Genomic DNA, 14,559 nt, shown 5'->3' with positions numbered 1-14,559 from the left:
GAAAAATATTTTCTTCAGTTATTAGATTTAACCGTTTTGATATATGTTGTAATGTTTGCATTTTTATTGATGGTTGAAGTTTTAGTTTTAGAAGACGCTACTTACCTGTAGCGTCTTTTAGTATTCCAAGTATAACTTTTAGTGTTACTTAATGTTCCCGAGATTTGATTGTTACTTAAAGTTCTCATGTTTTACGTTTTTCGATTGATTGTAATTGATTAATTGATTTGATGAAATTTGGATTGAACACTAGCGACTTATCTATAGCGTCTTTTGGTGTTCCATGTATAACTTTTAGTGTTACTTAATGTTCCAGAGATTTGATTGTTGTTTAAAGTTCTCATTTTTTTCGTTTTTTGATTGATTAATTGATTTGATGAAATTGGATTGGACAGTAGCGACTTATCTATAACGTCTTTTGGTATTCCAAGTGTAACTTTTAGTGTTACTTAATGTTCCTGAAATTTGATTGTTGTTTAAAGTTCTCATTTTTTCGTTTTTTGATTGATTAATTGATTTGATGAAATTTGGATTGAATACTAGCGACTTATCTATAGCGTCTTTTGGTGTTCCAAGTGTAACTTTTAGTATTACCTAATGTTCCAGAAATTTGATTGTTGTTTAAAGTTCTCATTTTTTTCGTTTTTTAAAATTGATGTATACCAAGTAGACGACAACAAAATAGTTTTGTTACAGTACTATGCATTACAAAGTAGTATTTTAACATATTTTAACTATTTTTAAATAAAAAACTAGGGGAGATGCATCTACAAAATACCTAACGGAATGGTTTTTGTGTTAAAAGAAAATAAAATGTACGCTTCATATAAAGAATATAAAATATATTTGAAATAGATTTTCATTTCATGAATAAGACTTTATCATATACTATAATTATATTATTGATGCTTTTTACTTTTTCAGTAAAAGCTCAGATTGATAGTGAAAGAAGATCTATTTCTATTCCTGCAGTTGCCAGCAAAAAGGATTCCTTAGATAATACATCTAGTAAAAGTCCCTCTGCAAAAATTAAAAGCAATATCGATTTTAAGAAGCTTGATGCTGCTAACAAAAAGAAAGAACCTCTAAAAGCCTTGCCAAAAAAAGAACTTTCTATGTTTAAAGAAGAGTTTGGTAATCCGGGAGAACTTTACACCGATAGAATTAAAAAACAAGAAAACTCTATTAAAAACAAACTAGAATTAGGTACTATAGGAAGTAAAGTCGATGTGTTTTTTGGTGATCATAAAACCAAATCTAAGTATGTTAGAGTTATGTATAGGGATTATGGGTTAGAGGATGGTGACATTGTTAGAGTCTCAGTTAATGATGAAGTTATAGTTTACAGAGCTGGTTTATCCAACGCCTTTAGCGGTTTTAAAATTGAATTAAAACCAGGGGTTAACAAAATAGAATTCTTAGCATTAAATGAGGGGTACGCACTTCCAAATACTGCTCATTTCAGAATTGTTGGAGAAAACAAAGAACTTATTGCCTCAGATCTTTGGGCACTTTCCATTAATGTAAAAGGTACAATTAATATTATAAGAGAGTAATGAAACGCTCTAAACGAAACAAAACAAGAGGTTTTTCAATTTTGTTTCCTGCCCTAACAATAATTTCCATTGCTAGTATATCTATATTATCCTCTTTTTATGAAAAAAGTTGGTCTTTTAGGTGGAATGACATTAGGAAACCAATTAAAGATTCTATAGAAGTAGCCTTATGGAGTGGATACACAAAAGGAATAGGACCCAATGGAAGACATTATACTAAGGCTAAAAATACAAGGTTTTGGATTATGAATAATGCTTCAACCAAAGAACTCCTTCAGCTAACAGATTATCCAAACGGTACAATTAAAGCCTTAGCATATGAAGGTTTAATAAAAAGACCTGACTATAATGAAAAGGAAAACCTATTGGTTAAATCTATAAATGACAATGATTATAAAGTGTATTTTTCTGCTGGTTGTACTGGTATTGAAATAGAAATATGTGAATACTTAATCCAATTTGAGCTTCAAATAGATCCTAAATCTCCAAGATTTGTAGATCCTCCTTTTGAAAAACACGACTTATCACAAGCTGAAATTAATAGAGTTTTAGACCTCTTTTATCAAAGAAAGATTAAGTCCGGCGTGTTTTAATTTGCCTTCACGATCTCATCAATCAATTTTAATTCGTCTTCCGAGAACTGTAAATTATCTAATGCTGTTAAATTTTCTTTTAACTGTTTTGCCGAACTTGCTCCTAATAATACCGATGCTACAGTTGGTTTTCTAAGAATCCAAGCAATGGCCATTTGAGATAGTTTTTGTCCACGATTTTGAGCAATGGCATTTAACTTCTGAATTTTTTCAATATTACTATTAACCGTATCAGTATTTAGATAGCTTAAGCTTTTAGAAGCTCTTGAGCCTTCTGGGATACCATTTAAATATTTATCGGTTAACATTCCTTGAGCTAAGGGCGAAAAGGCTATACACCCAACGCCATTATTATCAAGGGTTTCTAGAAGTCCATCTTCAACCCATCTATCGAACATAGAATAACGCGCTTGATGTAAAATGAAAGGCACGTTAAGTTCCTTAAGAATAGTAGCAGCTTTTTGTGTTTCAGCAGGTTGATAATTAGAAATACCTACATATAATGCTTTTCCTTGCCTAACAATATCAGCTAAAGCTCCCATAGTCTCTTCTAAAGGTGTTTCTGGATCTGGTCTGTGATGATAGAAGATATCAACATAATCTAAGCCCATACGTTTTAAACTTTGGTCTAGACTAGAAATTAAATATTTTCTAGATCCTAAATTCCCGTAAGGTCCAGGCCACATATCATAACCAGCTTTAGTAGCAATAAATAGCTCGTCTCTATAATTTTTAAAATCTTGTTTTAAAATAGTCCCGAAGTTTTCCTCTGCAGAACCATAAGGAGGACCGTAGTTATTGGCTAAATCAATATGAGTTATACCATTATCAAAAGCACATCTTAAAATCTCACGACCATTTTGTAAACTATCAATAAAACCAAAATTATGCCACAAACCAATTGAAATTGCAGGTAGCAAAACACCACTTTTACCTGTTCGGTTGTACTTCATAGTGTCATAACGCCCATGAGATGCTAAATACTCTTGAACTCCAGATTTATCGTTAATTTGCATGAGATCTTAAATTTATATTCTTTTGATTGCGAATATAAATTATTTCTGCATTAACTAATCAATTATATTTTGTAATTCCGATTCAAGTGTATTTTTAATAGTCTCATCAGAAGCGCTTAGTGTAGATTGCATTAGGTTTGGATTCTCCAAAGCATTCTGACTTAAGTTGTACAAAGCCTCATTACCATCACCAAATTGTATGTATTTATGCGTTGTATTTCTTATGGTTACATCTTTGGTGCTTTCATCATTTAGAATTTCTGTAAATATGAAACTTTTAAAAGATTGATTAGAGGAAGTAAGCAAACTTTTAAAGCTTTTACTATCGTGAATTTCACTAGTCCCAGTTTCTGCAATATCTGCTACCGTTGCAAATATATCTAGCGAATTAATTAAAGCATCCTCGCTTTGATTTTTTCGAGATACACCATTTCCAGAAACAATCATGGGTACATTAACACCTCCTTGGTAAACGGTGCCTTTTGCTCTTCTACTGTGGTAGTCTTGGGCTACCTGTCCAGGCGTACCGTTATCTCCAATAAAAATTATAATAGTATTATCTCTTTCGGCTTGTGTCATGGAATTAAGTAATCTTCCCATTTCAGTATCTAAAGCTTCTACTGCCGCAAAATAATAAGGTCTAGGATTGTTACTTATACTTGTTTGATCAGCAGCAAGTGCACCTTGCGTGTGTAAATTATTTGGAGGTACATGAAAAGGGCTATGCGGCGCATTATAGGCCAACCATAGAAACCAAGGTTTCGTTTGGTTATCAATCCAGTTAATGGCTAAATCTGTTAACTTGCTGGTTACATAGTCTGTAGAATTGGATGTTGTTCCATTGATATTTAATGTCCAATTAAAATAAGAATCCACATTAGAATTTGTGCCTGCAAAGTAATCTACCCCCATATCATTTGGGTGAGAATCTGTTCGAGCTAAGTGCCATTTTCCAACAACAGCGTGGCTGTATGCCGAATTCGTATTAGTATCTAAAAATTGTTGTATTGAAGTTTCTGAGGTAGACAATACTTGTCCAGCTCTTACTACACCATTTTTAAAACCATGTTTTCCTGTTAAAATTCCAGCTCTTGTTGGCGAACAGGTAGGGTTAGACCAAACATTATTAAATTTTAAGCCATTATTCATTAAATTAATAAGATTAGGCATGCTAGGTTTTTCAGTACCTAAATTGTATCCAGGGCAGGCATCTAAACCAAAATCATCTGCAATTATCAACAAAATATTTGGTTCAGATTGTTCTATAGGAGTATCATTTGTTGTGTCTTCAGCAGTATCATCTTCATTAGAGTTAATCGCTTCATTATTAGAACTACAGCCATAAAAAAGCAGCCCTAAAAAGGTTAGAATTATTATTTGTCTCATACCAATAGTTTTAGGTTTGACTATCAATATTTCAATTGGTTTAAAAATTAGTTAATATTTTTTAGAATAACATTCGTTCAAAACGCTTTAAAGGTGTTATTTTTGCTGTCGTCAAATTTATATGCATGTCTGTATCTCAAATCGAATTAGAAGAAAGAAAAACTGGTAAGGATCTATATAGTTACCAAAAGGGAGCTATCAATAAAATTTTTAAAAGTTTTGATGAATCACCTGCAGATTATCATTTGTTGTACCAACTTCCAACAGGAGGAGGGAAAACAGTTATTTTCTCAGAAATAGTTAGGCAATACTTAAAGACTAAGAAGAAAAAAGTATTAGTCATGACGCATAGAATTGAGTTATGCAGACAAACTTCTAATGTGCTTACTGAATTTGGGGTTGATAACAAGGTTGTAGATAGTAAAGCTAATCTAGATGACCAAGCTGAATATTCATGTTTTGTTGCTATGGTTGAAACCTTAAACAACAGATTAAATGACGACAAACTAGATATTTCGGATATAGGTTTAGTTATTATTGATGAAGCACATTATAATTCGTTTACTAAACTTTTTAAATTCTTTAGTCAATCATTTATACTTGGTGTTACCGCAACGCCATTAAGTTCAAGCATTGAACTACCTATGACCGATAACTATGATGAATTAATTGTAGGTGAAAGTATTGAGTCTTTAATTAGTAATGGATTTTTGGCAAGAGCTGAAATGTTTAGTTATAATGTTGGTTTAACGTCTTTAGTTGTTGGAGCTAATGGTGATTACACCGTAAAATCATCAGAAGATTTATATACCGATGACAACATGCTTTCAAAGCTTCTGAGGGCTTATGAAGAACGTTCTAAAGGAAAAAAGACCTTAATCTTTAACAACGGTATCAATACATCGCTTCATGTTTATGACACTTTTAGAAGGGCAGGATATCCAATAGCACACTTAGATAATACAAATTCTAAGAAGGAGAGGGCTATGATACTAAAGTGGTTTAAAGAAACTCCCGACGCTATTTTGACTTCGGTAAGTATTTTAACCACAGGATTTGATGAACCTACAGTAGAGAGTATTATTCTAAATAGAGCAACAAAGTCTTTAACCTTATATTACCAGATGATTGGTAGAGGGTCTCGTATTTTAGAAAACAAAAAGACGTTTCAAGTCATAGATTTAGGTAATAACTTCCATAGGTTTGGTCCTTGGGGAGATAATTTGGATTGGCAACGTATATTCAGATCACCTAATTATTACTTAGACGCTTTATTAAGTGATGAGGAGCTAGAAAGCAACTTCAGATATGAGATGCCAGATGATTTAAGAGCAGAATTTGGCAAGTCTAAGGAAGTATACTTCGATATACAAAGAACCTATGTGGAATCTATACGCGCGGGAGAATCTTCTAAAGTGGTTTTAGAGCGCTCTATAGCACAGCATGCTAAAATTTGTATAGAAAATAGTGAGGATGTTTATGATGCTATTGCTTTAGCTAAAAAACTTGGTGATGATATTGACTTTAGAATTGGACGCTATACAAAGTGTATAAGTAAGAGCACATTTAACTTTGTAGAATGGTTAAAAGGAGAATATAGAAAAAAGCTAAACTCTTACCTTAGAACCAATTTTGATGAAGTTTTTGAAGAAATTCATGGTTACCCTCCTGAGGATTAAAAACATATTCTATTGGATATAAAAAATGCTTTAAAATTTATGCTAATCAGTACACTGTCTTTTGCGTGTATGAATAGTATAGTGAAGCATTTAACCCATATTAGCGCTTTTCAAATAGTTTTTTTTAGATCTATTGGAACCCTTGCTATTACTTCAACTTACCTTTTAAGGCATCGTATACCCTTCTCGGGAAACAACAAAAAAATACTGATTTTAAGAGGAGTTGTAGGTGTTACATCCATGACATTATTCTTTATGTCTACCAAATACCTACCAATTGGTACCGCAGTTTCATTGCGCTATATGGCGCCAATATTTGCCGCAATATTTGCGATTTTCTTTCTAAAAGAGAAAGTCATGCCTTTACAATGGTTGTTTTTTATTATGGCTTTTGGTGGTGTTGTCATTTTAAAAGGATTTGATGTAAATGTTAGCACTTATGGCCTAATACTTATATTCGGTTCAGCGATATTTAGTGGCTTAGTCTATGTAGTTTTAAGTAAAATTGGAAGTTCAGAACATCCCGTGGTGGTTGTCAACTATTTTATGGCTATTTCTGTAGTACTAGGAGGTATTTTGTCAATTGGAAAATGGGTGAATCCTGTTGGTGTAGAATGGCTAATGTTATTAGGATTAGGTCTGTTTGGGTATTTTGGGCAGTTATTTATGACTAAAGCATTTCAAACCGCTGCTTCTACTAGTCAGATAGCTCCCTTAAAGTATCTGGAAACTATTTTCACTTTATTGTTTGGAGTATTTCTCTTTTCTGAAGTATATACAATCTTAAGTCTTTTAGGGATCACTCTAATTATTACAGGCCTAGTACTAAATGCTAAGTATAAAGAAAAGCACAAAACATAGTAGCAATGCGTTTTAAAAGGAAAGTAAATAAGCTTAGGGGGAGAATAATGGGAAGACTTACTAAAAACGTTGGTACTTCCTTTAAGGCTAATGAAAGAATTGCAGATGTCTCTCAAGTTAAACGTATATTAATTAGTAGACCAAATCATCGCTTAGGTAATCAATTATTACTAACCCCTTTGGTTCAGGAAGTTGAAAATACGTTTCCCAATTGTAAGATAGATTTATTTGTAAAGGGAGGTGTGGCCAATTTGGTTTTTAAAAATTATGACCGTATTGATACTATTATTGAGCTCCCAAGAAAACCATTTAATAAGTTGTTGACATACGGATTAACATGGCTAAAGCTCAAAAAGCGAAAGTACGATTTGGTTATAAATGTAGACAAGAATTCGTCATCAGGTAGGCTTTCAACAAAATTTTCTAGAGGTACTTTTAAAATATTTGGAGATGTAAATGAAGACATTCTAAAGCAGTTCAAAGATCATGAACACATGTCTAAATATCCAATATATAACTTAAGGTACTATCTAGAAGCTTTGGGGTTACCCAAAAACACAAACCCCTTACCACTTTTAGATATTAAACTTACTGAAGAAGAAGTATCTAAAGGAAAGGCCATACTGGGTGATTTAGTAAAAAATAGCAAACCAATACTATGTATTTATACAAATGCCACTGGAAATAAATGCTATTCTGAAGATTGGTGGGAGCAATTTTACCAACGTCTGCTAAACGATTATCCTAATTATAACATTATAGAACTGTTGCCTGTAGAAAACATATCGAGAATTGGTTTTAAAGCTCCGCATTTTTACAGTAAGGATGTTAGAGAAATGGGGGGTGTATTGCGCAATATTGATGTTTTTATTGCAGCGGATAACGGTGTTATGCATTTAGCAAGTGCCTCATTAGTTACAACAGTAGGTTTTTTTAAAACCACAAAAGAAGCTATTTATGCCCCTTACGGGAATGGTAGTTTTGATATAAATACTAATGATACTTTAATTGATGATTGGTTTGTTCAGATAGACCAATTGTTAGGCTAGCCTTCAATCACTTCTCCCTTATCTTCAGCAACAGCCATTCCCCATTGTGCTATTGAATTTAAAACAGGCACCAAAGTTTCGCCAAATGGCGTTAATGAATACTCTACCTTTAATGGCGGTTTTTTTGTATACACTCTACGCGTAATAAGTCCATCTTTTTCTAATTGCTTTAACTGTAAGCTTAATGTACGTTCTGTAATTGTACTAATGAGCTTTTTTAGCTCGCTATAGCGCTTACTTCCATCAACCAAATAAATAAGAATAACACTTTTCCATTTACCACCAATGAGCTCCATAGCAATACTTGTGGCACATGAAAACATCTTATCATTGTATTTTATTAGTCTTTTTTTATGCTCCATTTTCTCCAAATTTTAAAGCAAAGTTAAGAAACTATAAACAATTCCTATACTATAAAAAATATAGTTTAAAAAATATACAATTAAATAATTGATATACAAGTATTTAACATTTTACAGTAGTAACTATCATTTTAGACCGTTATTGCATAAAATAAATACTATATATAATTTTGTCACTATAAAAATGATAGTATGTATAAAATTGGTGTAAATAGCACAAAATTAATAGTGTTTTTAGGAGTTATATTTTTAACTTCTTGCAAATCGGAAACCAAAGAAGTAATTGTAGAAAATCAGATTCCAGAATCTATTGAAAACACTACAACAAAAGTTGTTTTGGCCTCAGAAGTAGATTGGACATATTTAAATCCAAAAAGAAAGGACAAAGCGCCTTTAGCCGGAACGTTATGGGGAGATAGGAAGGGAACGGAACCAACCGGGTTCTTATTAAAACCAAAAGACAAATTTTCTTCACCACCACATATTCATAATGTGTCTTATAGAGGTATTGTAATTAGTGGGCTTATACATAATGATGATCCTGATGCAGGAAGTATGTGGATGCCTGCCGGTTCTTTCTGGACGCAACCCAAAGGAGAGGTGCATATTACATCTGCTGTTGGCGAAAACACTATTGCGTACATAGAAATAGAGAAGGGACCATATTTGGTGTTACCAAAAGAAGAAGCTTTTGATAGTGGTGAACGCCCTGTAAATGTAGACAAGTCTAATATAGTTTGGTTAAATGCAAATGATATCACTTGGTCTGATGTTAAAGGCACTCAGGTTGCATTCTTGTGGGATGAAGGAGAACTAAGAGGTACGTTATTAAGATTTCCAAGTGGTTTTAAAGGAAAATTATATACTAAAGCTTCCACTTTTGGAGCTGTATTGGTAAATGGTCAAATTAATTTAGAAGATAAAACCTTAGAAACTGGTAGCTATTTTAGTTCTAAAGGAGAAGCTTTACACCACATAACCACAGAAAATAGTGCTACACTTTACATAAGAAGCAACAATAAATACGAAGTAATAAAGAAATAAATAATAAAAACATGAGTAATATTCCAAACATTGCTAAAGAAGACATTATTAATGCCTTTAAATATAGACACGCTACAAAAGAGTTTGATGCTACAAAGAAGGTCTCTGAAGAGGATATGAATTTTATTTTGCAAACGGCTAACTTATCTCCAAGTTCTTTTGGATTTGAGCCATGGCATTTTGTTGTAGTTCAAGACCAAGAATTAAGAGAGTTATTAAAACCCGTTGCTTGGGGAGCTCCTTTAAAACTAGACACTGCCAGTCATTTTGTTTTAGGCTTAAGTATGAAAGCCCCAATGACTAAATGGGATACAGATTATATCATGTCTATGATGAAAGATGTAAAACAATTACCGGAAGATGTTATTGAAATGTATTCTAAATTTTATAGAGAGTTCCAAGAACGTGATTTTAACTTAGATACAGATAAGAAGCTTTTTGATTGGGCATCAAAGCAGACCTATATAGCATTAGGAAATATGATGACATCGGCAGCCTTAACAGGAATTGATAGCTGTCCAATTGAAGGATTTCACCAAGAAAAAGTTGAAGCACTTTTAAAAGAAAAATTTGGAGTGGATACCGATAAATATGGTTTGTCATACATGGTTGCTTTCGGTTATAGAAAAGCAGCTCCGGAATACCCGAAGTCAAGAAGAAATTTCGAAGATATTGTTACTTGGAAATAGTAGTAACAGGTTAGTTTGATAGATTGGTTTTTAGCAAGTTCCATAATTAAATAATTATGGAACTTTTTTTTAAAGCCTATTGTTAATCATCATTTTTTACTAATAAAACTTACTTTTTTACATAGTACAATGTCAATTCAAGCCATAACTTTGTTATAACAAATAAATACGTGAAGATTGAGCTAAAACAACTTTTTAAAACACTGAAAAAGTGTTGTTTAAGAAATTTCATTTCAACTTAAAAATGAACGTTTTTATAAAATAATTAAAGAAAGAAACTGCTCTTTTTTACATCATAAACCACAAATACGCCGAAGTATTATGAAAACAATATTAATAACTGGAAGCACCGATGGTATCGGTAAATTAACAGCCATTAAATTGGCTAAAGATGGACACCAAGTGTTTATTCATGGTAGAAACTCATACAAACTTGAAACCGTGATTTCGGAAATAAAGGAAGAAACAGGAAATAACAATATTGCTGGCTTTATTGCTGATTTCTCGGACATTAAACAAGTTAAATCAATGGTTAAAGCTGTGAATCAAAAGCTCTCAAAAATTGATGTGCTTATTAATAATGCTGGGGTTTTTAAGAGTTCGGTTGCCTCAACAGTTAATGGATTAGATATTAGATACGCGGTTAACTATTATGCGCCTTACGTCTTAACACTGGGCGTTCTTCCGTTGTTGGAAAAAGCTCAAGAGAGTAGAGTTGTTAACTTAAGCTCTGCGGCACAAGCAGCCGTTACCAAAGGCGCTGTAATAGGTAAAGTAACCGTTCCTGTAAGTGAAGCGTACGCACAAAGTAAATTGGCTTTGACAATGTGGAGCTTTTATCTGGCTAAAACAATCAAAAACCCTGCAATAATAGCGGTTAATCCAGGATCTCTACTAAATACCAATATGGTTAAAGAAGCTTACGGACACCATTGGTCTTCAGCCGATAAAGGAGCTTCAATTTTATATGAGTTAGCGGTATCAGAAGAATTTAAAGCCGTTACAGGTGTTTACTTTGATAATGATAGGGGTGGATTTAATAAAGCGCATCCAGATGCCTATAATTCAGATAAGATAAATGATTTGATAGGGCTTACAAATCAAATTGTAGATAATATCTGATTCGATTTTAGTAGCAAAGAGGCTATTTCCTCCCAGTTAGCCACTCTTTTATAACCAGTATCCTTTGCATTATGAGGGGTAGAAAATAAAAAGGTATCACCTTCAAACTTTTCCAAATTATAGGTGCGGTCATCAATTAAAAGATCTCCTTTTAAAATAAATTTATGACCGCACATAATTTGATGCTGCCAATCAATAAAAGGGAAATATTTAGCTAACCATTCACTTTTTTCTTTTAGCGAGTTTGGAAATTGAGTTGCCGCAGTAGCAATATATACATCATGTTTAGCACACAGTTCTTTTATAACCTCAATACTATTTGGCAATGGTTTTAGTTCATAAAAAAAACCTGGTGTCCAGGCATGTTTTATGATACTTTCTCTATGTAGTTCAGGTACGTTTTCATAAACCTCTCCAGAACAAATGTCACTACGTTTTAAATTAGCATTAAAATCTCTGTTATACCATTCAATATGTTTTCCGTAAGTATCGGCCAACACATCATCCATATCCACGAATATTGTCATAAGTAGTTTTCTTCAAATTTCATGATTTTTAAATGTAAAACCATGATATGACTAAAGGCTTAATGGTTTTGTAAAGATTAGGTAATATTTCTAGGCCTTGTTAATTAGCGAAATCAGTTTCTAGAACTGTTTTCTTTTTATTCAAGTCTTTAATTTGAAGCTCATGTATTTGTCCAGCCCCTATAAACCGATAACGTATACCAACAAAGCGACCAATAGATGTATTATACTTGCCACTATAAATAATTTTATCGGCAATAGAAACGGTAACATTCTTATCAATTATTTCGATATCAATTTTCTGATTTTCACTTAAATCGACACCGAACATGGACAAATCGTTCTTTTTTCCACTTAAATAGACATCACTCATCATTAAACCAAGATTAGAAACACATCCTAGTTTAGAAAATGGGATTATTATAGCACTTTCACTACCAAGTATAACAATTCTTAAACTTTGGCAAACGGCCCATTTTTCGTTCAAAACCGTATTAACTGTCTGACTAATCTTAATGTTATCTCCAGATACATTTCTAAAATTATCAACATAATGAAATGCCGATTGTAGTGGTTTTTCTCGTTGTTTTATTTCTTCTAGAATAACTTCTGGAAAGCTAATTTTCTGAGATACAATATTGGCCTTATCTACATATTTAGGCACTGGTTTGTAATCTAGGGTTCCCAACCATCCTTCAGATTTAATAAATAAATCATGCTCTCTTACCACTTTACCATCCACCCTTAATGTAGCATTAAAATATCCTGGGTAATAATAGATTCCAGTAGCTTGTTTTTGGTCGGCATTTACTTTTATAGTTTTTGTTACGTCCCAATATTGCTGAATGTATATACTGTCTGATGTTATACCATCTAAATTAAGATCAAAAATAACGGAGTTGGGTAAGGTATTGGTAACAGGCTGGCTGTTAAATTTTACTTTGGAAAAATCTTGAGTTGAATTATCTTCCGAAACATTGGCAACCGAAAACACAGAAATAAAGCCCAATGCCAAAACCACTGCAGAAATAATAATTATGTGCATATTGGGATTTATTGTTCTACTAAACCAGTTTGGTTTTTCTTTATCTTCTATACTTCCTTTAAAATCTCTCCAGTTGGTATAGCCAGCAAATTGGGCCAAGGTATTCAATGTACTTATACTTGGAGCGCTGTTGTATTTTACCTTACCCCAAACACGTTTTAACGTGGTTACACTCAATAAGACGGACGTGTCATCTTTAATTTTTTCGCTTAGCTCTAAAAAAACATCGTTATGCCAATTTTGGGCATCTCCCCATTGTAATTTCTTCTCAATGATTTCGAGACAGCGTTTTACCGAATTATGTTCAGGATATGTACTCATATAAAGACAAAAATCCTTAAAAAAAAGTACTTGTACAACATTGAACGAACTTGAACGAACTTGTTTTTAACATTTAATAACTGCTTTAGATATTCGAAACTCATATTTACATTAATCAAATTACGGAGTTATGAAAACACTTATTAAAACAATTGCATTTGTATTAATTTTTAAAGTTACTACAGGAGTGGCCCAAAATAGTATTCCTATAGATACTATTAATTGGAATATTACCACTAAAAACTATGTTCTTGAAACCTTTAAAGGTAAAAAATCCATATACCTTAAATCTGGAGGCATGAAGCTAAAGGATAGAAAATTTTTAAATGGTACCATTGAATTTAATATGTACTTAAGTGAGTCTAGAGGATTTCCTGGAATTTATTTTAGACTTAGAGATGATAAAAATGGAGAACAGTGGTATTTACGTCCGCACCAATCTGGTAACCCAGACGCCAACCAAGCGGCTCCAATTTTAAATGGTAAAACACCATGGCAATTAAATTTTGGTAAAAGATATTCGTTTCCGTACAAATACAAGTATAACGATTGGACCCATGTAAAATTAGTAGTTAAAGACGATAAAGCACAAATCTTTTTAGATCATGCCAAAACACCAAATTTATCATGGCACCTCTTTACCGAAGCAAAAGCTGGAGACATTATTATTAGAGGAGGAGGAGTAAGGGGTATTCATATCGCTAATATTAAAGTAGACGATACGGAACCTAATTTAGTAGACTTTAAACCTGTTTTTAGAAAACCAATTAAAGGATTAATTGAAAAATGGAAGGTTTCTAGCACATTTAATGAAACTATATTAAAAGACATTAGCCAAATACGTTCGCAAATAGATAAATCAGAATGGATAGGTGAAATTGAAGTAGAAGAAGGAACAGCTGCTAATATTTCAAGAAAAGTAGAAATAAAAAAGCGAAAGGAAAATACAGTATTTACCAAAATAGAAATTATTTCAGATATCGATCAACAGAAATTATTTCATTTTGGTTATAGTGATAGGGTAGTAGCACTATTAAATGGAAACCCTATTTATAAGGGCAACAACGGATTTAGAACAAGAGATTATAGATATTTAGGTACCATAGGGTTATTTGATGCCATCTATCTAAATTTAAAAAAAGGAAAAAACACGCTTTTAATGGCTGTTTCTGAAGACTTTGGTGGTTGGCTTATTACTGGAAAGTTTGAAAACACAACTGGTATAAAAATTAAGTACTAGGACTTATACTACATGCTAAAAGTGTTATTAATCGATGATTTTTACAAAAAAAAACTATTCATCGTTTTA

The 14,559-nt window shown here is 32.6% G+C and carries 14 protein-coding genes; 9 read left to right on the top strand and 5 right to left on the bottom strand.

What is annotated here, in order from left to right:
- The first annotated feature begins 866 nt into the window (after window positions 1–866).
- Together FUA24_RS20715 and FUA24_RS20710 are read left to right on the top strand one after the other, a co-directional pair.
- A complete protein-coding gene (locus FUA24_RS20715; RefSeq protein ID WP_148544958.1) occupies window positions 867–1,556 on the top strand; it encodes a hypothetical protein in 690 nt (229 codons plus the stop codon).
- The gene (locus FUA24_RS20710) at window positions 1,556–2,149 is read left to right on the top strand and encodes a hypothetical protein (protein WP_148544957.1); all 594 of its coding nucleotides are present in this window, start codon (window positions 1,556–1,558) and stop codon (window positions 2,147–2,149) included. The genes FUA24_RS20715 and FUA24_RS20710 overlap by 1 nt, the downstream gene beginning before the upstream one ends.
- On the opposite strand, the gene mgrA is transcribed toward FUA24_RS20710, so the two are convergent.
- Both mgrA and FUA24_RS20700 read right to left on the bottom strand, forming a co-directional pair.
- The gene (mgrA, locus tag FUA24_RS20705; protein ID WP_148544956.1) at window positions 2,146–3,165 is read right to left on the bottom strand and encodes an L-glyceraldehyde 3-phosphate reductase; all 1,020 of its coding nucleotides are present in this window, start codon (window positions 3,163–3,165) and stop codon (window positions 2,146–2,148) included. The genes FUA24_RS20710 and mgrA overlap by 4 nt on opposite strands.
- 54 nt (window positions 3,166–3,219) lie before the next feature.
- The gene (locus FUA24_RS20700) at window positions 3,220–4,551 is read right to left on the bottom strand and encodes a sulfatase-like hydrolase/transferase (RefSeq protein WP_148544955.1); all 1,332 of its coding nucleotides are present in this window, start codon (window positions 4,549–4,551) and stop codon (window positions 3,220–3,222) included.
- Between the two features lie 125 nt (window positions 4,552–4,676).
- Between FUA24_RS20700 and FUA24_RS20695 the strand changes: the two genes are divergently transcribed.
- The 3 genes from FUA24_RS20695 to FUA24_RS20685 are packed head-to-tail and all read left to right on the top strand — an operon-like array spanning window position 4,677 to window position 8,140.
- A complete protein-coding gene (locus FUA24_RS20695) occupies window positions 4,677–6,230 on the top strand; it encodes a DEAD/DEAH box helicase (RefSeq protein WP_148544954.1) in 1,554 nt (517 codons plus the stop codon).
- Window positions 6,231–6,242: 12 nt separating this feature from the next.
- Window positions 6,243–7,091, top strand: a complete 849-nt coding sequence (locus tag FUA24_RS20690) for a DMT family transporter (protein WP_148544953.1) — start codon at window positions 6,243–6,245, stop codon at window positions 7,089–7,091.
- 5 nt (window positions 7,092–7,096) lie between these two features.
- Window positions 7,097–8,140, top strand: coding sequence for a glycosyltransferase family 9 protein (locus FUA24_RS20685; protein ID WP_148544952.1), 1,044 nt, complete (start codon window positions 7,097–7,099; stop codon window positions 8,138–8,140).
- Here FUA24_RS20685 and FUA24_RS20680 read toward each other — a convergent pair.
- A complete protein-coding gene (locus tag FUA24_RS20680) occupies window positions 8,137–8,502 on the bottom strand; it encodes a winged helix-turn-helix transcriptional regulator (RefSeq protein ID WP_148544951.1) in 366 nt (121 codons plus the stop codon). The genes FUA24_RS20685 and FUA24_RS20680 overlap by 4 nt on opposite strands.
- A gap of 192 nt (window positions 8,503–8,694) precedes the next feature.
- On the opposite strand from FUA24_RS20680, the gene FUA24_RS20675 reads away from it, so the two are divergent.
- The 3 genes from FUA24_RS20675 to FUA24_RS20665 all read left to right on the top strand — a co-directional run bounded on the left by FUA24_RS20675 (window position 8,695) and on the right by FUA24_RS20665 (window position 11,357).
- Window positions 8,695–9,546, top strand: coding sequence for a DUF4437 domain-containing protein (locus tag FUA24_RS20675; RefSeq protein WP_148544950.1), 852 nt, complete (start codon window positions 8,695–8,697; stop codon window positions 9,544–9,546).
- An 11-nt stretch (window positions 9,547–9,557) separates the two neighbouring features.
- Window positions 9,558–10,235 carry an NAD(P)H-dependent oxidoreductase gene (locus tag FUA24_RS20670; RefSeq protein ID WP_148544949.1) on the top strand — a complete coding sequence of 226 codons (678 nt, stop codon included), beginning with the start codon at window positions 9,558–9,560 and terminating at the stop codon, window positions 10,233–10,235.
- Window positions 10,236–10,556: 321 nt separating this feature from the next.
- A complete protein-coding gene (locus FUA24_RS20665) occupies window positions 10,557–11,357 on the top strand; it encodes an SDR family NAD(P)-dependent oxidoreductase (protein WP_148544948.1) in 801 nt (266 codons plus the stop codon).
- On the opposite strand, the gene FUA24_RS20660 is transcribed toward FUA24_RS20665, so the two are convergent.
- On the bottom strand, window positions 11,336–11,884 hold the full coding sequence (locus tag FUA24_RS20660; protein ID WP_148544947.1) for a 5' nucleotidase, NT5C type: 549 nt from the start codon (window positions 11,882–11,884) through the stop codon (window positions 11,336–11,338). The two genes, FUA24_RS20665 and FUA24_RS20660, sit on opposite strands and share 22 nt — an antisense overlap.
- 100 nt (window positions 11,885–11,984) lie before the next feature.
- Complete coding sequence (locus tag FUA24_RS20655) at window positions 11,985–13,250, bottom strand: hypothetical protein (protein WP_148544946.1); 1,266 nt, start codon at window positions 13,248–13,250, stop codon at window positions 11,985–11,987.
- 130 nt (window positions 13,251–13,380) lie between these two features.
- On the opposite strand from FUA24_RS20655, the gene FUA24_RS20650 reads away from it, so the two are divergent.
- Window positions 13,381–14,490 (top strand): hypothetical protein, encoded by a 1,110-nt coding sequence (locus FUA24_RS20650; RefSeq protein WP_148544945.1) that lies wholly within the window; start codon window positions 13,381–13,383, stop codon window positions 14,488–14,490.
- The last annotated feature ends 69 nt before the right edge of the window (window positions 14,491–14,559 follow it).

The organism is Seonamhaeicola marinus, assembly GCF_008085455.1.
This window is presented reverse-complemented; position numbering and strand designations above follow the sequence as displayed.